Raw genomic sequence first — 17,041 nt, forward strand, 5'->3', positions numbered from 1 at the left:
TTGACTAATTTATTTGATTTAACAGGTAAAACAGTAGTCGCATTTGGCGGGAATAGTACATTAGGAAGTGCAATCTCTAAAGGTTTAGTTGAACAAGGCGCACGTGTAGCGATTGTTGGACGTAACTTGGACACAGCTAAAGAAGTTGCTGAAGAAATTAAAGCAAACGGTGGGGAAGCAGAAGCATTTTACGGTGACGTAGCTAAGCTCGACACAATCTCCAAAGCTGCTGAAGAAATTGAAGAATGGGCAGGCGGCTGGGATATCTTATTGAATGCACCTGGCAGAAACAGTTCGACACCATTTTTTGAACTTACCCCGGAAGAATGGGATGGTATCATGGATGTCAACTTAAAAGGAATCGTGTTCACGACACAATTGTTTGCTAAGAAAATGGTTGATCAAGGGAGAAAGGGAAGTATCATTAATATTTCTTCTGTATCTTCTGATCCGCCATTATCACGTGTATTCACATACTCAGCATCTAAAGCGGGTATCAACAGTGTGACACAATACTTAGCTCGCGAGTTCGCGCCAAATGGTATTCGTGTGAACGCAATTATTCCTGGATTCTTCCCAGCGGAACAAAACCGTAAAATTTTAGATGATGAAAGAATTAGTGATATTATGCGCCATACACCAATGAACCGTTTTGGTGAAGCGGAAGAGTTAATTGGTGCAGCGGTTTACCTAGCATCTGATAAAGCATCTTCCTTCGTAACAGGTACATTCCTCCGTGTTGACGGTGGGTATGGAAGCATGACAATATAATAAGAGTTAACGGACGACAGGGAGCGATAGAGACAGGTTTCCTCTCACGGAGGAAGACAAGCTCCTGACCCGGAAAGAGAGAAGAGGTTTTGAGGGAAGCGTATTCCTTCAAAACTTTTTTCCGTTCAATCATGATTAATGAAATGGTATACTTTTAAAAAATGGGACAACGCCTCTGACCCTGTGTCCCATAATTATTGCTTAAAGGATGAGGATTTTGAAGGGAAAATTAGTGGTTGGTTTAGATATAGGGACGACGAGTGCGAAGGCGGTTGTTTTTGATGCGAAAGGGAAGTTGTATGCGGAAGCGGAAGAGATGGTGACGACGCATTATCCGGAGTATGGTTACGCGGAGCAGGATCCGAAAGAGGTAGAAACTGCAGCAAGAAAGGTAATGCGGGATGTACTCGCTGCGGTTGATGAGGAGAAATATGAGCTTGTAGCTACTGGGCTTTGCACAGCGATGCATTCATTGATCTGTGTTGATGAAGTCGGAAATCCCTTATCAAAAATGCTGATATGGTCGGATGGCCGTGCGGGCGAACAGGCAGAAAGATTGCTGGATAGTGGTAAAGGTGATGAGATTTATTCACGGACGGGAACACCGATTCATCCGATGACTCCATTTACGAAGCTAATGTGGATGAAGGAAAATGAAGAACCTGCTTATAAACAGGCGAAAAGTTTTATGACGATGAAGGAATATCTCGTATATCATTGGTTTGGTGAACGTGTGATTGATTACGCGATGGCATCATCTACCGGGATGTTTGATGTGAAGAACCAGGTATGGGATAAGGAAGCCTTAGAACTTGCAGGTGTTGAGGAATCCCAGCTCGCTCCCGTTGTTGAGCCGACTTATGAGTTGACTGGGCTTATTCCTGAAGTGAAGGAAAGTCTAGGAGTTCCAGCTAACCATCGATTCATCATCGGTTCTGCAGATGGACAGCTTGCGAACCTTGGGAGTGGGGCAACGTCTCCCGGAGAGGTTAATATTTCTGTTGGGACGAGTGGTGCGATTCGTCAGTTCATCGACGGGGCGCCGATTAACGATAAGATGGAGACATTTACTTATGCCTTCTCGAATGATACGTCGATTATTGGCGGACCGACGAATAATGGTGGTATCGTTCTGCAATGGTTCAAAGACCTGATTAAATTCCCAGGCAACTTTACAGCTATTATTGAAACAGCAAAAGATGTTGAGCCAGGAGCGAATGGCATTCTCTTTTTACCATATGTAAACGGCGAACGTGCTCCATTATGGGTGCAGAAAACAGCTGGAAACTTCTATGGTCTGCAGGTGGAGCATACACAAGCAGAAGTAACCCGTGCGGTATTAGAGGGGATAGCGTTTAATATTTACCAAATTAGCCAATCACTTGAAAAACTTGCCGGAGCACCGAAAAAAATTACGGTGAACGGTGGGCTGACGCGTTCTGAAATCTGGGTTCAGATTTTAGCTGATATTTTCGGTGAGGATCTATACTTTTCAGAAACACACCATAATGCAGCGTGGGGTGCAGCATGGGTGGCACTTGTTGCGGCAGGTGAAGCGAAGGCTTTCCAAGATATTAAAGAGAATCTGCCGACGGAGAAGAAGATTACTGCAAATAAAGAAAATCACGAAGCTTATCAAAAGGTTTATAAGAAGTATGAGAAGCTTGCTGATGCTGTTACTGTCTTATTTGATGAAATCTAATCGAAGCTGCATAAAAGAACTGGCACCGTTCATTACGTCTGCCGGTTTTTTGGAGATAGATAAGCGGGAATTCTTTCTTTTGCAGCAGCGCTACTAAAGCATTCGCCGTAAAGCATTGACGAATGTCAAGTTTTCTAATGATATACATAGAAATTATTCGGTACATGGGTTAAAATGTAAGTCACTACTAATGAATTTCATAATACGTATTTAATGCATCACCATCACCATATGTAGTTGAGTTGGTTCGTTCCCAACTACATACGGTGATGGGAAAGCCAACTTTGGTAATTATGAAATTCATTCACTACATATAAACTATAAAAGGAAGTCGAATCATGCTCTATCGTGTCCAGTTGTTTAAATTTTTCACATCAATCTATGATCATATCTTTCGGATTAGACAAGCAGAAAGACTATCCAACGTAAGAAAAACTAGTACTCTATTGATTCTCGTTGCGGTACTTATTTACGGGTGGATGGCTTATTTGGGAATCGGCAGCTCAATGCTTGCAGGAGGAGCCGCGGAGCTAAGTGCAACTGAATATGAAACGAGTAAATTATGGTTTGTCATTGGCAGAATGATTTATGGTGCTTTATTTGCTGCATTCATTCTTTTCATTCCCAGTCTGATTTTCTATTTAATTACGGAAATACCTTATGGAAAGCTCGTCATTATGCAGCAGGTTGTGCTCTCGGTTATGCTGATCGAAAGACTACTGTGGATTCCTCTTGCATTATTTGCGGGACTGGACTGGTTTGCATCACCGCTCTCCTTTGGGATTATCGCTTCCTATATTACGGAAATGGATTGGTTTATTTATTTCTTTGGTGCAATCACATTGTTTCAATTTTGGATTATTTGGTTCCAATACCGGTTCTTACATACGCTTTCAGAAATCGGAAGCCGGACGTTATGGGCATTTATCTTGTTGCTCCATGTGCTCGGCTGGGTGCTTGCGGGAACCATAGCATTCGCTGACTCTTATATGATAAGTGGGTGGTTTGAATGAGAAAGAATCGCTTTATTCAATTAGGGATACTTGTGTTCATCGCGTTGAATTTACTTCTTGTATATTTAGACGATGAAGCACGAGTAGACAGAGTTTCTTACGTGAATAAATGGTCGGAAAGTGTGACTGCTGATTTAAAGAAAGAGTTGTATAAACCAGTTGTCTTAGAGGCTGCAGATGAAGAAGAAATTTACTTTGACCGGACGGAGGGAGTCTTCCAGCAGTTCCTCGTTGCGGTTGGGGAAGAAGTAACACCAGGTTCAAGTTTATTCACCTACCGAGTGGAAAATTATTATGAAACGGAATCAGATTTACTTCAGCAGATGGAACGTGTACAAGGGGAAATGGCAGCAATTGAACAAGCGATATCTCAAATGGAGGCATATCATATTCCTGCGGATGAATTTAATCCAGCGAGCTCGGTTTTGATTACGGAAGAAGATATTTTCGTTGAACTTCCAGAATCCCCGGTTGAAGCAGAACTAATGAAAGAACAATTCATTGCAGAGAAAGAGCAAGAATTAGCTGCGAAAACGACGGAATTAACGACAGTGGAAAATCAACTGTCAGAGCTCCGGGATACGGGTGACATGATTACATATGAAAGTCCTTTCGCAGGGAAAATAAAGCAGATTTCTACAGATCTCGGTAATCCTTTAATTGTTATCGAAAGTACGGATCTTCACGCAACAGGTGATTTAAGTGAAGCAGAGCGATTAGAAGTAGAGACAGGTATGCCCGCTATTTTACAGTTAGAAGAGACAGATGTTCTTTTAGAAGGTTCTGTTGATTCACTCGATGATTCTCCGGTCGAACTTGATGTGGAAAAAGAAAGTATTTACCCATTTACTGCAAATTTCCCAGAAGATACGCCAGAGGAAGATGAAGAAGGTGAAGAAACAGAAACGGAAAAGGAAACTGGGGCCGAAATGGAATCAGAGTTATTACCAGGTTATCACGGGACACTTACCATTACGCTGGAAGAATCGATGAATGCGACGACTATTTTTGATGGTGCTTTATTAAATGGGGGCGTATGGCAAATGACAAGTGCTGGGAAGCTGGAACAGAAAGCCGTTGAGACCGGGTTATATGAAGATAACCAGTTTGAAATAACTTCCGGGCTTGAAGTAGATACCTCACTAGCTGAAGGACCTGTTCGCCAACTTAGAGAAGGGGCAACGTACATTACCCCGCTGAAATGGAGGCAGGTAACGAAGGAATCATTCCATATGAAGGAGAATGACTGGTTACAGCCATTTGTTAGTGGGTTATTATCCAGATAATATTTTCTTAACTATTACCGAATATCCTTCTATCTGTGGCAATTATTCGAACTCAAACATGGACTCAAATATATCTATAGGTGCATTCTGCGTATCTTCTACATTTACTAGAATTTGTTTCGTTAATTCAGCTGTTTTCCTTTTCGCTTTGATTTAGTCGATAGAATAAATTCCCAATCGTTATAACATTGGTCTGGCAATAAAAAACTAAACTGTGAAGTAAGATTCGTACGCTCTTTTACTTACACAGTTTAGTTTACACTCACCAGCTAATGAGGAAATTGGTTTATTATTTTTAATGTACTCTTATATTTTAGTTCCAACTTCAAGTTAAGACTTTTTCACAAAATTAGCATGCAGCTCCACTAGCAAGGGCACCACATAGTAATGTACATGCTGGATATCCCCCAGGTACACCAATTAAAGCTAGACACCCCAATGAACAAGAACCGCTAGTTGCCAAACCGCAATAACCTTAAACTAGTAGCTGTCTCGATCAATTTCGCTTAGACTATTAGATTCTTCTACTTCTCCCTTTTCATTTAGTGTATTCTGCATTAGAATCTCTCCAGATTCACCATTATACTCAGTAATTACTAAATTGCCAAAAAAGTTTTCTGCTTCAGTCATTGTTGTTACCGAGTATACTTCTAAAGTATCTTTATCAACTAATCCCAAAATTCCTATGTGTTCCTTGGAGTTATCTACCTTCGTTTGAACAATTACAATATCATTAGCAAAGGTATCATTTTCCGAGAGAGAAACTACTTGAGCCTCAGCTTGATTTCCATTCGCGTCTTTTCTGAGTAACTTCTTAGAAGAAGAAAGTTCTTTATAAATCTTATTTTCTTCAATAGCAGTTATATTTTTTCCATAGCATCACCAGATAAAATTTCGTCTTTTGGACTAGTTTTATTTTTGCTATCAACATTATTAGCGCTTACAGAATTTAGAGAAAATGAAATCGACAACATCAGTATCATGGCTAAAGCGAATATTTTCTTTTGGCCCTTCTTTGAAATGTTCAAAAGATCACTCTCCTATAATTTTTATTTAGTAAAAAAATATATAACTAAACTATCTCCCTTTTCTATTTCTTGGAAATATAAAAATTAATGTATACTTACCATATTTTAATATACTCTTACTATTTTTACGGAAAAATGTAAAGACATCTTTACTTTTTTCTGTAATATGATATAAATCTAAATAAAACTTCAAATTTTATAGGAGGAGGGATAATGTGTGGCTGTTAAAAACAACATACGAAAAATAAGGAAGCAAAGAGGTATTAAGCAATTAACGATAGCCGAAGAATTACAGGTGACCCGGCAGACATTTACTGCGATAGAAAACAATAAGTATAATCCTAGTTTAGAATTAGCTCTTAAAATAGCCAAATATTTCAATTTAGACTTTAATGAGATCTTTATTTTGGAGGAGGATGAGAAATGAAAGGGAAATGGACATTAGCGTATGGCGGAATTGCTATTTTATTAGGAGTTTTACTAGCTCAATTCATAAGAGTTGTCATTCGTGGGGATGGGTTCACAGTAGCGCCATTTATAGGGACGTTGCCTGTTTCAATAATATTAATTGTAGTAAATATAATTCAAGTTAAACGAAAATCTGACAGTACACCTAATATGGATGAAAGAACGTTAAGAAACATATTGAAGTTTCAGATATTTGCATCTCAAATATTTATAGGTCTTCTCTTTCTATCATTGATAATTACAACTTTTTTAAGTATTGAGAGTGTTCCTACATCTTTATTGTGGATTATAGTACTTATATATATGTGTTTGTACGGAATTGGAACTTTAATTGTTAAAAGTAAATAATAGACCAAAAAGATAAAAATAAGCGTTTTACTCTGAGCCAGCTTGTAGGTGTTGTTTCACTACAAGCTTTTTTATTAAAAGAAATAAATAGGCTGCCGAGGGTTTCGCGACAGCCTGAGAATCCTCCACAGGTTCTTTTTCTAAATATTTGCTGCTTTATGTAGCTCTGCAGCGTTCTGGATTTTATGGCGATGATAAATAACCGTAATACTTGCACCAAGCATTAAGATAAGACCTGTCAAGAAGAACCATGTCATAAGAATAATCACTCCACCGAGCGTCCCGTACGTCGCTGAATAATTACCAAAGTTACTGACATAAATTGAAAAACCGAATGAAATAACCTGCCAGAGCAAACTGGCAAGTAAAGCTCCGGGAATGATGTGCTTAAAAGGTATTTTCTTATTCGGTGCAAAGCGGTATAGTAACATGATAAATGTGGTGAGCACAATAATACTAATCAACCAGCGCAAGACATGCAGTAAAATTCCCATCCCAGCCGTTATTCCAATGATGGATCCAACAAGTTGTAAAATAACATCTCCGAGGACCGGTAATAGAATTGCGACAATGACTGAGATAATCAGTCCGATTGTCAGTCCGAGGGAAATTAAACGAACGACGATAAACGACCTCGTTTCTTCCACATCAAATGCTTCGTTCGATGACTTGATGAACGCATCAATTCCATTGGACGCTGACCACAACGCACCGATAATCCCGATGGTCAGTAACCCGCCCCTTGGAGTGTCAATCAGATTAATAATATTTTCTTCAAATAAAGTTGCAATCTCTCCAGGTAAAACACTTGAGAAGAAACCGAGCGCATCATCTGCGGAAATATTAAAATATGGAATGATTGCAAAGCCGACAATCAATAACGGGAAAATTGCCAACAGAAAATAATAAGCTAGAGCAGCTGCCAGAAATGTTATGTTATCTTCCTTGAATTTTTCTAATAGTTCTTTTCCAGTTGTTTTTATTTTACCCATTATCCTTTAACCTCCACTAACATTACCAAGATATTGTACAGACTATATACCCTACTTGTTTTAAATTAATCTTTTTTAAAAAATGGGAAAGAATATTTTTGTAAAACGAATGAATTTCATAATTACCAAAGTCAGCTTTTCCATCACCATATGTAGTTGGGAACGAACCAACTCAACTACATATGCTGATGGTGAAGCATTAAATACGTATTATGAAATTCATTAAAACGTTAAAAGTTTTATTTACGCCATCTAGTGGTATAATATCTCTATAATAGATGCCTGAGTATGTGGATGCTAAAGGAGGGAACAGTACATATGGGACTTATATATCTTAGTATTTTACTTGTAGCCATTGCCTTTCTAATTGCAACAGTTTATATTTGTTTCGTCCTGAAGCGGTTGACGAATACAATGAGGTCATTAAGTGTTACATTAGGCAGTGCTGAGGAACAGGTCGGGAAAATGACCCCTGTGCTTTCGCAGACGATAAAAGAGACAGATGAATTAATCGGTGACGTGACGGAAAAGGTCCAAGCAACGGATAGTATGTTTGATTCTGTCCAATTACTTGGTGAATCTGTTCAATCTGCCAATACTGCTCTGCAAAATGGGCTAGGTAATTTAACGGATGCGGAAATGGACCGTAAAGTGAAGCCGTTTATTGAAGGGATCAAATGGAGTGAGGTAGCAGTACAATTATATGGCACGTGGAAAGGTCAGCAACCAAAGCAAAAAAATGAGCTGATGATTAAAAATGAACTTAAAATTCGTGAAAAGCATGATATCGTAAAAGTAACAGGGAGAGAGGGATAGATATGACATTAGTAGGTGTTGGAGTATTATTAATTGGAGTTGCATTTCTTGTATTAGCCGTATTCGTAGCACATGTGTTGAATAATTTAGCCGGTGTACTTGATGGTGTGGATAAGACGGTGCAGCAGCTTCCTGGACAACTCGATGATATGTTGAATGAAACCTCAAATATCATTCGTGAAAGTAATCAGACCTTAGCGGATGTGAATGAGAAAATGGAACAATTAAGTCCATTATTTTATATTGTTGGAGATGTTGGAAATGCGACGAGAAAACTGACATCGTCCCTTGTTGATGTAACGGAGTCGATGAAAGAGAAGAGTGAGACAGGTAAAGGTATTGCCGATACGAATAAACTAGGTGGTATATACGGCTCTTTCGCCCTCGGTTATTATTGGTTAAAGCGACGCCAGCAATTGAAAAATGATTATGCTGAAGGGGAATTTACTGGTGGAAACTAAAAGTCTAATTATTTCGATTGCTAGTGGCGTTGTAAGTGGCGCGATGCTTGCTGTTTTTGCGAATTATCGGGACGAGCATGCGGGTGGCCCTTCCTTACTCCAAAAGGCGCAAGCGTGGGAAAGGAAGTTCTATCAGGACGGTGAGAAACGGGCTGACCTGCTTGAAAAGATAAAACAAGATGCACGTTTAGCTGCAAAGAAATAAAAAAATGCATGGTAACTGTTTTTTTGCAGTTACCATGCATTTTTTTCAAAACTATTCATTGTCGATTACATTTCTCTCATTATTGAACTCTCTTGCCTTCTGAAAAATCATCATCCCTAAGGTAGCAGCACCGTATAATGATTCTAAATTTTTCCTTGTAGCAAAGGTGCCTGTTTCTTTCTGTTCAAACTCTTCCACCGCATTTACCATATTGGAGGAGAGTTCATGTGTTGCTCTTCCTACATCTCCAACAAGGTAAAAGATAGGAGTGAGCTCCTTTAATTGTACATTTATTTGCTGAAGCGTATCTACACCAGTGTGGAGTGCTTCATTTGCTTGGCCGCTGATATCCTTGACCGTTTCTGGGAGTTCTTTCGTCGTTTCTTTTACATCAGAAAGAATAGCAGCTACTTTATTAAGTGGTTTAATTAAGATGCCGGTTAGTGCAAATAGGGCAATTCCGATGATGATTAATCCAATTCCTACCCAAATCATCACAAAACTCCTCTCCATCATTATATATTTTTCATACCACATTTCTTTTTGTGATAAACGTTCCTTTCTTAGCATACCACATTTCCCTAGTCATAATCCTCTCCTGTCTCCCATAAAATTTTAATAACATACTCAACTTTCACAGTCCAAAACACTCGAGTGTCGTATTCATTCAGCGTAAGTATTTGCTCATTCTCTTGAAAGTATCTCTAGTCGCCGTTCAGTTGCCCGGTGGACGGATGCGCATCCTTGGGAACTGCCGGAGCTCCTCGGGCTGAGCACTAAGGGGTCTCCAGACTCGTGCTGTTCCCGCAGAAGTCACCGTCCACCGGGCAACTGAACTGGTTGGGATGATTATTTTAAATACAAATTATTCCTGCCTCTTTCCAGTACATTAAATAGTGAGCCCGATTTGGTCTTTTCTGGTAGCAGTCCAGACACCTCGAGACTCCTGCGGGAGGCCGGCTAAAAACGGTCACGTCCTGTGACCAACGCCGGCATTAGAACTTCCTGTTCGGAGGTAAGCCTGGCGAGACCCCTTAGTGCTCAGCGCGAGGAGGCTTGACGTTCGCTCAGCAGTGCGAGAGGTGTCTGGACTGCGGATCTCCAGAAGAGAGTTTCGGTTTCGGATACTTACGCTGAATGAAAGTGATTCGTAGTGAATTTTTTCAGGTGCGAAGGTTGAGTGACATAGTAAAGGTGGCGACGGGATGGAACGTCTTTTTAAAATGGGTACGTGGGCCTTTGGCTTGATCCTGTTAGTATATTTAATTCAGATGCCGATTAAGGAAACAGATACGACTTGGGCGTCTTGGTCACTCCCCTTATCTGGGAAAGTGATTGTACTTGATCCGGGACACGGTGGGTCAGATGGAGGAGCGGTTGGGAGAGATGATACAGTGGAAAAGGATATCGCGCTAAAGGTTACGAAGCAACTGCAGCGCTATTTACAGCAGGCAGGTGCGCTTGTTTATTTAACCCGCGAAACGGACGAGGATCTCGCCGATGAAGATACACAGGGACTCTCACGAAGAAAATCAGAGGATATCAGAAATCGCCTGCAGTTTATTGAGCATAAGCAGGCAGATCTGTTTTTAACGATCCACTTGAATGCCTTGCCTTCTGAGCGTTGGCGGGGTGCGCAGGCTTTTTATTATCCATCATTTGATGAAAATGAGCATCTTGCTCGCATGGTTCAAGAGGAAATAAGGAGTAATCTAGAGAATACAGACCGGGAAGCGCTGGAGATAGATGGAATTTATCTTCTGAAACACGCTGAAGCACCAGGAGCATTAGTTGAAATTGGCTTCTTATCGAATGAGGAAGAAAGAGAATTGTTAAAGCAGGATGACTATCAGGAACAAATGGCAGCAAGCATTTACCGAGGGGTATTACGCTACATTACAGAGCCGGCAGAGGAGAAAGAGTGAAACCGTCATCAAAATGCATTTCGCTTAGGTTTTCAGTCATTTGTGTTATACTTGAGGATGTACATAAATGCAAATAAGGATGGTGACAACATTGCTAACAAAAGAACAGGTGATGGAACTCTTGGGTCCAGTGCGAGATCCGTTTATACATACTACTTTGGCAGAAACTGACGGGGTGAAGAGCGTTACCATTAGAGAGGAAAAGAATCACGTCAGTGTGAAAGTCGGAATTTCCAAGATGAATACCGGTGAACAGATGCAGATGCAACAGGAAATTGTCGGAATTCTAAAGAAAAATGGTGCGACTACCGTGGGGCTCCGTTTCGAGCAGCTGCCAGATGAAATCATCCGGAAACATCAACCAGCTGTTGAAAAAGCAAAAGAAGCCTCTCTCATGGGCGGATCGAATCCGAATTTTATTGCGATAGCTTCCGGAAAAGGTGGAGTCGGTAAATCGACGGTCACAGTTAACCTTGCAACAGCTCTCGCAAGACTCGGAAAAAAAGTCGGGGTCATTGATGCTGATATTTATGGTTTCAGTGTACCGGATATGATGGGAATTGAAGAGCGTCCAGTTGTTCGTGGCAAGAAAATCATACCAGTAGAACGGTTCGGTGTAAAGGTTATTTCCATGGGATTCTTTGTTGAGGATAACTCGCCGATCATTTGGCGTGGTCCTATGCTCGGTAAGATGCTGAATAGTTTCTTCTCAGAGGTTGAATGGGGTGACTTGGATTATCTATTGCTCGACTTACCACCGGGTACAGGAGATATTGCAATGGATGTGCATGAGCTCCTTCCGACATGTAAAGAAATAATCGTCACCACCCCGCACCCGACTGCAGCATTTGTTGCTGCACGTGCTGGTCAGATGGCGATGAAGACGGATCATGAGATTCTTGGTGTTGTGGAAAATATGTCCTATTTTGAAAGTAAAGTGACTGGCGAAAAAGAACATGTTTTCGGTAAAGGCGGCGGGAAAAAGCTAGCCGAAGTACTGAAAACGAAAGTACTTGGCCAACTTCCGCTCCAACAGCCATACATGGATGAGGAAGAATTTGCACCGTCGGTTTATCAGGAAGACCATCCAACTGGACAGGAATTTCGCCGCATTGCTGCAAAAATTGTTGCCCAAGTGGAGTAGGTAAGTAAAAAGAGCCCAGGGCTCTTTTTTATTTTTACCCACCTCCACCACCTCCACCTTCACTTCCTCCGCTTTGTTCTTCGCCACCTTGCTGTTCACCACTACCTCCGCTGCTTTCTTCGTCTTCGCCACTTTGTTTTGCTTGTTCTTCAGCAGCTTTCAGAAGTATCTCTTGGATTCTTGCTTGAAATAGCGGTGTTTCTAATGTTTGTTGAATTGTTTCTTCCAAGTGGGCACGAAATTGCTGACTTTTCAATGTTGCTAAAATCAATGCCGTAACTTCCGGATTTTGCAGTAATTCAAGCATCTGTTTTTGATATTCTGCATCATTCATTAAATCCTTCATCCATTTTGTTTGCTCTTCTTGAATAGCTTCTGTATATCCTTTGACAAAACTCGGATCCTTGAAGAGTGATTGCCACATTTCCTTTCCCTTGTCACTTACTAAAACTTCATTTATCGCAGATTTCACGACATCGGATTGGATGGTTAGTTCTTGCTTCACTTTCTCATCTTGGAATAATTCGGTCAATGCCTTTTTGCCATCTTCTGTTTGCAGGATATCGACCACCATTTTTTTTGTCTGTTCATAATCTGCCTGCTCCTTTCCTGCCTGATTACCGCCACAAGCTGTTAAAGCTGTTAGGAAAACGAGGAAGAAAATGAAGAAGAAAAGCTTTTTCATGATGCACCACCTTTCTTGCTATTTATAATTTGTATGACAAACTTCCTAACTATACAGTTAAAATGAGGAAAAAAGCTGCTGTTCGTGTTAAAATACAATCATACGCATGGAAAGTGTAGGAGGATTTACAGTGAATATTCGTAAACTGATTAAGTTTTTATGGAATACGCTCGTAATTGGCGGAGCTACCGGTATTATCATTAGCTTTATTATTAAATGGGATACATATGTTGCCTATCTTAATCCCATCAATTGGATGGAATTATTAGGATTACTGACGTTTTTCGTCGGTTTAGGCCTTACCTTTGCCGTTGTCAGTATGACCGGTTATTTTGCTTATTTATATATTCACCGATTCGGAATTAGCTTATTTCGTTCCTTTTGGCCGGCGGTGCAGATTCTGTTGATTGCATTTATATTATTTGATTTAATTTATTTCCCATACAGAGGGTCAGATGGTGGAATAGGAATATATTGGTTGATTTTCGGCACGTTACTCTTCTTCCTTTATTCTTGGTTCGTCGCCAAGTGGAAACAGAAGGAAACAAATACATCTGCCTTTATTCCAACATTGTTTTTTATGATTGTGATTACAACGTTAGAGTGGACACCAGCACTCATGGCGGAAGGTTCGGATTACGTCTGGTTAATGTTTGCACCGCTACTTGCGTGTAACACCTACCAGATCATTGGCTTGCACCGCATCGCAAATCGAGTAGACGGCAAGTCCAAGAAAGACCCAGCAAGAAATGAAACTGCAACACCGAAGAAGGGCAAACAAAGCGCTACAACGAAAGCATAAAAGACTGAGTCTATAAGGGAAGTCTCAATTCATTAATACAAGTATAGCCTGGCTTTTCCACGTGTGTAAGTCTTTTCTGGAAAAAAAGAGGACGATATCAAGGAGGAATGTCAAGATAAGTGTAAAACAGCCCAATTTGGAATTAAGAAGAAAGCAACTTATTAAGGTAGACGGATTACAATTTAAAGATATTGGAATGGAAAGTTCGATCCTTATGAAGACCGGCGTCTAAGTCCGGAGGAGCGAGCAGAAACTTGTGTCATTAATGGATATTGACGAAAAAATTGGGATGATGCTTATTAACTCCCGAAGAATGGGGCTTTATCAAGAGGATAAAAGTAAGACAAGCCATGATGGCATCCTTGATGAAGAAATTGTAGAAAAAGGTGAAAGTATCTTTGCGACGAGTAAAGTATACGGTACGACGCACACTATTGAAGAGAGACATCTTCGTCATTTTATTTTATGAGATAACTTCAGCACGTCCGATACAGCGGAATGAGTTAATAAAATGAATGAGCTGGCGGAAGGAACCCGTGAGTACTGTCCAAGAATTCGAAGGGAAAGATATTCCGTTTGAAGAAGTTGGCTTTGCTTTCAACTATTATTTCTTAAATGATTATTTTACGCGAACGAACGATTAGATTTTAAAGGCTAATATTAATGGTAACAGCGGTATTGTGAATAATATGAGCTGGGGCGTGGAAGAGATGAGTATCCCAGAGTGTTTTGCGAAAGCTGTCAATGCTGGAACAGATATTGTTGCGGATTCGAATGATATCGAGAACTTAAAAGCAGCATATGAAAATGGCTGGATTAGTGAGAGACGAATTAATGAAGCAAATGTGAAGTTGCTAACGGAAATGTTTGAAACGTATAGAAAACAAGCAGCCGAAGCAGTTAGTGAATTAGAAGAGTTTACGTTAACCGATAACTATGAAGAAGCAGATATTGCGCTTCTCTTCTAACAGCCGAAGTCAGGTACTTACGTTGATGTGACGCCTGGTTTGCTTGAGCTTGAAATCACAGAAGATAAGCCGCTTAAAGCATTAGACGAGAAGCCTTATAACTGAAACGAAGTAAAATCCTGTAATAAATCGCCTCTGTCGTCCTGTCTAATGAACCTGGGAGAATACCGCTCGCTGCAAGTGATTTTAGAGCGTTGTCTTTTGTACGGATGAAGACACCGACCGCACCGGCTTTTAGTCCGCTTCGGTCACTCAGGAAATTGATCGTTGCTCCCAGTCCCTCACCAATCAGGTTTCCAAATGGTCCATATACAAGAAAGTAACTGGGACTAAGTAATGAAATGAGAGGATTGATGAACATCTGGATGTCTTTATAAATGATTTTTCTTAAAAGCTTATCCAGGGCAGCATAAACGAAGATGGCGATGAAGATTGGGAATACGGTGGATGAGCAGAATTGAGAATGGAAAGTGCAGCTTTCAATAGTCCTGCGTCTGCAAGCACTCCGCTGATAGGTGCAAAGCTTCCAGAAATAACATTTAATAATTTAGAGAGGATGGATTCCTTTTTTTCGTCCCATTTTCACTCATTTTTTAAACTCCTTCCTATTTGTATGGTCTTTGCAGCAGATATAGTAAGTTCTAATTTATACTATTATAGTGAAATGTTTAATAAATTTCTAGTAAGAAGAAAGGGGATGTCAGAAAATAGTGGAAGAAATATGGGAGTGCTTTATATGAGAAGCCGGGGTATCGTAACGACTTTTACTATCGTTCATTATCCCGGCTCTCGTATTTGTAAAACTTATTCCACCAATTCAATATCGGCATGGGCTTGACTGATTAACTCGCTGATTGGCACAAAGTTTAATCCTTTCCCTTTCAATCCTGGCAGAATCGTTTCCAGCGCTGCGGCCGTCTGTTTGACCCTGTCGGAGGCGTGAAGTAGGATGATATCTCCATTCGTCGTGTCATTCATGACGACATTTACAATATTTTCTGTACCTGGATTTTTCCAATCATTCGGATTAATATTCCAATGCACGACTTCAAAGCCCATTGATTCGGCTAAATCTAGTATCTCTTCATTAAACCGCCCACTAGGAGTCCGAAGTAAGTTGATATCTTCAAATCCGAGTTTTTCAAAAGCTTCTTGAGCAAGGAATAAATCCCTTCTCACTTCTTCCAAATCCTGTTCTACATAACTTTTGTATCTATACCCAAGTATTCCAATTTCATGTCCACCCTCTGTTATTTCTTCAACAATTATCGGATGACGCTCTGCCCACTCTCCGCTCAGGAAAAAGGTAGCTTGTACTTCTTCTTTTGCCAATGCATCGAGAATATCATGTACTTTCTCCTCTCCCCAACTGATGTTGAAGGTAAGTGCAATGTTCGGTTCTTCCACGCTCCCCCTTGTTAGTGCAACATCATCACTTGCATTACTGCCAAGTATGCTGGATTGGAATATGAAAAAACCAGCGGCTAATAGCAATATAAGACTAAGCGTAAAATATCTTCTTCTCTTTTTAAAGCTGAATACATAGAAATGATCCATTTTCGTTCCTCCTTGGATAACTTGTCCTTACTTCATATATATGAGGGAGAACTTCAAAAAATGAAAAACATCCTGGAGTAGCGATAGGTTTAGAAGAAAATTAAAAAAACAGGTTGTATATGGATGGAATTCGGGAATAGTAAATCAACATGAAAACAGAAAATCTATAAATAACCGACGGAATTATGCTTTTCCTGCGTATATTTATGATAGGTGTTAAGTTGTTTTGTTCTTGTATCTTGTTTTAGATGAAGGAAGTAGAAGAAGTTAATATGTTTGGAGTGAACAGTATGTTGGGATTATTAATAAATGAAATGGAACAAAAGGAAATCGAGTATTTAATCAAACGAGAATTAGAAGAGCTATTATTGGATTTGGAAGACAATCGTATCGATGCATTACTAAAGAAATCGATGAGAGAAAGATATGAAAAGCTTTTTCAACTTTTATTACGCGTAGCTAGCACAGAAGAGTGCCTCCCTTATCTACCGGCAAGAGGTTTGTGTAAAAAAAGGCTAAGTGACAGCATTTATTAAGATGAAATAAAGAAATGTAAAATTTCTCTTGCATGAATAAAAATACTATGGTATAGTTAATTCTGTTGTGATTTTCAGCGGTTCGTCAATCCGAACGATTACTTGACCGTTCTGAAAGAAAATTAAAAAAGATTTAAAAAAAGTGTTGACAGCCAATTGGAAACATGATAAATTAAAAGTCGTCGCAAAAAACGACAAGAAATTCAATTGCTCTTTGAAAACTGAACAAAACAACCAGTATGAAAAAGAGGTAAGAAGTAAAACGTTGGATTGATCTAACGAAAGCTTTTTATCCCTGAATCAATTTTTGAAGCTAAGAATAGATGACGGTGTC

The 17,041-nt window shown here is 39.9% G+C and carries 23 protein-coding genes; 16 read left to right on the forward strand and 7 right to left on the reverse strand.

Features of this window, described 5'->3' with window-relative positions; translation table 11 throughout:
• The 4 genes from LZD48_RS12490 to LZD48_RS12505 all read left to right on the forward strand — a co-directional run bounded on the left by LZD48_RS12490 (position 1) and on the right by LZD48_RS12505 (position 4,772).
• Positions 1-771, forward strand: a complete 771-nt coding sequence (locus tag LZD48_RS12490) for an SDR family oxidoreductase (RefSeq protein ID WP_235763060.1) — start codon at positions 1-3, stop codon at positions 769-771.
• Positions 772-988: 217 nt separating this feature from the next.
• Complete coding sequence (locus LZD48_RS12495; protein ID WP_235763061.1) at positions 989-2,473, forward strand: gluconokinase; 1,485 nt, start codon at positions 989-991, stop codon at positions 2,471-2,473.
• A 338-nt stretch (positions 2,474-2,811) separates the two neighbouring features.
• Complete coding sequence (locus LZD48_RS12500; RefSeq protein WP_235763062.1) at positions 2,812-3,486, forward strand: hypothetical protein; 675 nt, start codon at positions 2,812-2,814, stop codon at positions 3,484-3,486.
• On the forward strand, positions 3,483-4,772 hold the full coding sequence (locus tag LZD48_RS12505) for an efflux RND transporter periplasmic adaptor subunit (RefSeq protein ID WP_235763063.1): 1,290 nt from the start codon (positions 3,483-3,485) through the stop codon (positions 4,770-4,772). Before LZD48_RS12500 ends, LZD48_RS12505 begins: the two co-directional genes overlap by 4 nt.
• A gap of 480 nt (positions 4,773-5,252) precedes the next feature.
• Here the strand turns inward: LZD48_RS12505 and LZD48_RS12510 are convergent, their stop codons facing one another.
• Both LZD48_RS12510 and LZD48_RS12515 read right to left on the reverse strand, forming a co-directional pair.
• Positions 5,253-5,450 carry a hypothetical protein gene (locus LZD48_RS12510; RefSeq protein ID WP_235763064.1) on the reverse strand — a complete coding sequence of 66 codons (198 nt, stop codon included), beginning with the start codon at positions 5,448-5,450 and terminating at the stop codon, positions 5,253-5,255.
• Positions 5,451-5,632: 182 nt separating this feature from the next.
• Entirely contained in the window at positions 5,633-5,800 is a 168-nt protein-coding gene (locus LZD48_RS12515; RefSeq protein ID WP_235763065.1) for a hypothetical protein, read from the reverse strand.
• A 217-nt stretch (positions 5,801-6,017) separates the two neighbouring features.
• Between LZD48_RS12515 and LZD48_RS12520 the strand changes: the two genes are divergently transcribed.
• Together LZD48_RS12520 and LZD48_RS12525 are read left to right on the forward strand one after the other, a co-directional pair.
• Positions 6,018-6,227, forward strand: a complete 210-nt coding sequence (locus tag LZD48_RS12520) for a helix-turn-helix transcriptional regulator (RefSeq protein WP_235763066.1) — start codon at positions 6,018-6,020, stop codon at positions 6,225-6,227.
• Entirely contained in the window at positions 6,224-6,616 is a 393-nt protein-coding gene (locus LZD48_RS12525; protein WP_235763067.1) for a hypothetical protein, read from the forward strand. The genes LZD48_RS12520 and LZD48_RS12525 overlap by 4 nt, the downstream gene beginning before the upstream one ends.
• Before the next feature lie 140 nt (positions 6,617-6,756).
• Here LZD48_RS12525 and LZD48_RS12530 read toward each other — a convergent pair whose 3' ends face one another.
• On the reverse strand, positions 6,757-7,608 hold the full coding sequence (locus tag LZD48_RS12530; protein WP_235763068.1) for a YihY/virulence factor BrkB family protein: 852 nt from the start codon (positions 7,606-7,608) through the stop codon (positions 6,757-6,759).
• A 318-nt stretch (positions 7,609-7,926) separates the two neighbouring features.
• Between LZD48_RS12530 and LZD48_RS12535 the strand changes: the two genes are divergently transcribed.
• The 3 genes from LZD48_RS12535 to LZD48_RS12545 are packed head-to-tail and all read left to right on the forward strand — an operon-like array spanning position 7,927 to position 9,090.
• On the forward strand, positions 7,927-8,424 hold the full coding sequence (locus tag LZD48_RS12535) for a DUF948 domain-containing protein (protein ID WP_235763069.1): 498 nt from the start codon (positions 7,927-7,929) through the stop codon (positions 8,422-8,424).
• Positions 8,425-8,426: 2 nt separating this feature from the next.
• Positions 8,427-8,885, forward strand: a complete 459-nt coding sequence (locus LZD48_RS12540) for a DUF948 domain-containing protein (RefSeq protein ID WP_235763070.1) — start codon at positions 8,427-8,429, stop codon at positions 8,883-8,885.
• Positions 8,875-9,090, forward strand: coding sequence for a hypothetical protein (locus LZD48_RS12545; RefSeq protein WP_235763071.1), 216 nt, complete (start codon positions 8,875-8,877; stop codon positions 9,088-9,090). Before LZD48_RS12540 ends, LZD48_RS12545 begins: the two co-directional genes overlap by 11 nt.
• A gap of 51 nt (positions 9,091-9,141) precedes the next feature.
• Here LZD48_RS12545 and LZD48_RS12550 read toward each other — a convergent pair whose 3' ends face one another.
• Positions 9,142-9,660: a DUF948 domain-containing protein gene (locus tag LZD48_RS12550; RefSeq protein WP_235763072.1), complete on the reverse strand. Its 519-nt coding sequence runs from the start codon at positions 9,658-9,660 to the stop codon at positions 9,142-9,144.
• A 635-nt stretch (positions 9,661-10,295) separates the two neighbouring features.
• Between LZD48_RS12550 and cwlD the strand changes: the two genes are divergently transcribed.
• Both cwlD and salA read left to right on the forward strand, forming a co-directional pair.
• Positions 10,296-11,015 carry an N-acetylmuramoyl-L-alanine amidase CwlD gene (gene cwlD, locus LZD48_RS12555; RefSeq protein WP_235763073.1) on the forward strand — a complete coding sequence of 240 codons (720 nt, stop codon included), beginning with the start codon at positions 10,296-10,298 and terminating at the stop codon, positions 11,013-11,015.
• Between the two features lie 91 nt (positions 11,016-11,106).
• Complete coding sequence (gene salA / locus LZD48_RS12560; RefSeq protein WP_235763089.1) at positions 11,107-12,159, forward strand: iron-sulfur carrier protein/transcriptional regulator SalA; 1,053 nt, start codon at positions 11,107-11,109, stop codon at positions 12,157-12,159.
• A 34-nt stretch (positions 12,160-12,193) separates the two neighbouring features.
• On the opposite strand, the gene gerD is transcribed toward salA, so the two are convergent.
• Positions 12,194-12,844, reverse strand: coding sequence for a spore germination lipoprotein GerD (gene gerD, locus LZD48_RS12565; protein ID WP_235763074.1), 651 nt, complete (start codon positions 12,842-12,844; stop codon positions 12,194-12,196).
• A 130-nt stretch (positions 12,845-12,974) separates the two neighbouring features.
• Between gerD and LZD48_RS12570 the strand changes: the two genes are divergently transcribed.
• The 3 genes from LZD48_RS12570 to LZD48_RS12580 all read left to right on the forward strand — a co-directional run bounded on the left by LZD48_RS12570 (position 12,975) and on the right by LZD48_RS12580 (position 14,614).
• Positions 12,975-13,646 (forward strand): KinB-signaling pathway activation protein, encoded by a 672-nt coding sequence (locus tag LZD48_RS12570; protein WP_235763075.1) that lies wholly within the window; start codon positions 12,975-12,977, stop codon positions 13,644-13,646.
• Positions 13,647-13,902: 256 nt separating this feature from the next.
• The gene (locus tag LZD48_RS12575) at positions 13,903-14,115 is read left to right on the forward strand and encodes a hypothetical protein (protein ID WP_235763076.1); all 213 of its coding nucleotides are present in this window, start codon (positions 13,903-13,905) and stop codon (positions 14,113-14,115) included.
• A gap of 241 nt (positions 14,116-14,356) precedes the next feature.
• Positions 14,357-14,614 (forward strand): hypothetical protein, encoded by a 258-nt coding sequence (locus LZD48_RS12580; protein WP_235763077.1) that lies wholly within the window; start codon positions 14,357-14,359, stop codon positions 14,612-14,614.
• A gap of 73 nt (positions 14,615-14,687) precedes the next feature.
• Here LZD48_RS12580 and LZD48_RS12585 read toward each other — a convergent pair whose 3' ends face one another.
• Positions 14,688-14,975: a hypothetical protein gene (locus tag LZD48_RS12585; RefSeq protein ID WP_235763078.1), complete on the reverse strand. Its 288-nt coding sequence runs from the start codon at positions 14,973-14,975 to the stop codon at positions 14,688-14,690.
• Between the two features lie 102 nt (positions 14,976-15,077).
• On the opposite strand from LZD48_RS12585, the gene LZD48_RS12590 reads away from it, so the two are divergent.
• Entirely contained in the window at positions 15,078-15,452 is a 375-nt protein-coding gene (locus LZD48_RS12590) for a hypothetical protein (protein ID WP_235763079.1), read from the forward strand.
• Here LZD48_RS12590 and pdaB read toward each other — a convergent pair.
• Positions 15,419-16,171, reverse strand: coding sequence for a polysaccharide deacetylase family sporulation protein PdaB (gene pdaB, locus LZD48_RS12595; RefSeq protein ID WP_235763080.1), 753 nt, complete (start codon positions 16,169-16,171; stop codon positions 15,419-15,421). The two genes, LZD48_RS12590 and pdaB, sit on opposite strands and share 34 nt — an antisense overlap.
• A gap of 290 nt (positions 16,172-16,461) precedes the next feature.
• Between pdaB and LZD48_RS12600 the strand changes: the two genes are divergently transcribed.
• Positions 16,462-16,707 (forward strand): hypothetical protein, encoded by a 246-nt coding sequence (locus LZD48_RS12600; RefSeq protein WP_235763081.1) that lies wholly within the window; start codon positions 16,462-16,464, stop codon positions 16,705-16,707.
• Positions 16,708-17,041: the final 334 nt, after the last annotated feature.

It is taken from the genome of Oceanobacillus alkalisoli (assembly GCF_021556485.1).
Taxonomy (GTDB): Bacteria; Bacillota; Bacilli; order Bacillales; family Amphibacillaceae; genus Oceanobacillus; species Oceanobacillus alkalisoli.

Bases quoted from the DNA above. Each gene is read 5' to 3' on its own strand.
- LZD48_RS12500 (WP_235763062.1), top strand. From the start codon at position 2,812: ATGCTCTATCGTGTCCAGTTGTTTAAATTTTTCACATCAATCTATGAT.
- LZD48_RS12505 (WP_235763063.1), top strand. From the start codon at position 3,483: ATGAGAAAGAATCGCTTTATTCAATTAGGGATACTTGTGTTCATCGCG.
- LZD48_RS12525 (WP_235763067.1), top strand. From the start codon at position 6,224: ATGAAAGGGAAATGGACATTAGCGTATGGCGGAATTGCTATTTTATTA.
- LZD48_RS12530 (WP_235763068.1), bottom strand. From the start codon at position 7,608: ATGGGTAAAATAAAAACAACTGGAAAAGAACTATTAGAAAAATTCAAG.
- LZD48_RS12535 (WP_235763069.1), top strand. From the start codon at position 7,927: ATGGGACTTATATATCTTAGTATTTTACTTGTAGCCATTGCCTTTCTA.
- LZD48_RS12540 (WP_235763070.1), top strand. From the start codon at position 8,427: ATGACATTAGTAGGTGTTGGAGTATTATTAATTGGAGTTGCATTTCTT.
- LZD48_RS12550 (WP_235763072.1), bottom strand. From the start codon at position 9,660: ATGCTAAGAAAGGAACGTTTATCACAAAAAGAAATGTGGTATGAAAAA.
- cwlD (WP_235763073.1), top strand. From the start codon at position 10,296: ATGGAACGTCTTTTTAAAATGGGTACGTGGGCCTTTGGCTTGATCCTG.
- gerD (WP_235763074.1), bottom strand. From the start codon at position 12,844: ATGAAAAAGCTTTTCTTCTTCATTTTCTTCCTCGTTTTCCTAACAGCT.
- LZD48_RS12580 (WP_235763077.1), top strand. From the start codon at position 14,357: ATGAGTATCCCAGAGTGTTTTGCGAAAGCTGTCAATGCTGGAACAGAT.
- LZD48_RS12585 (WP_235763078.1), bottom strand. From the start codon at position 14,975: ATGTTCATCAATCCTCTCATTTCATTACTTAGTCCCAGTTACTTTCTT.
- LZD48_RS12590 (WP_235763079.1), top strand. From the start codon at position 15,078: ATGGAAAGTGCAGCTTTCAATAGTCCTGCGTCTGCAAGCACTCCGCTG.
- pdaB (WP_235763080.1), bottom strand. From the start codon at position 16,171: ATGGATCATTTCTATGTATTCAGCTTTAAAAAGAGAAGAAGATATTTT.
- LZD48_RS12600 (WP_235763081.1), top strand. From the start codon at position 16,462: ATGTTGGGATTATTAATAAATGAAATGGAACAAAAGGAAATCGAGTAT.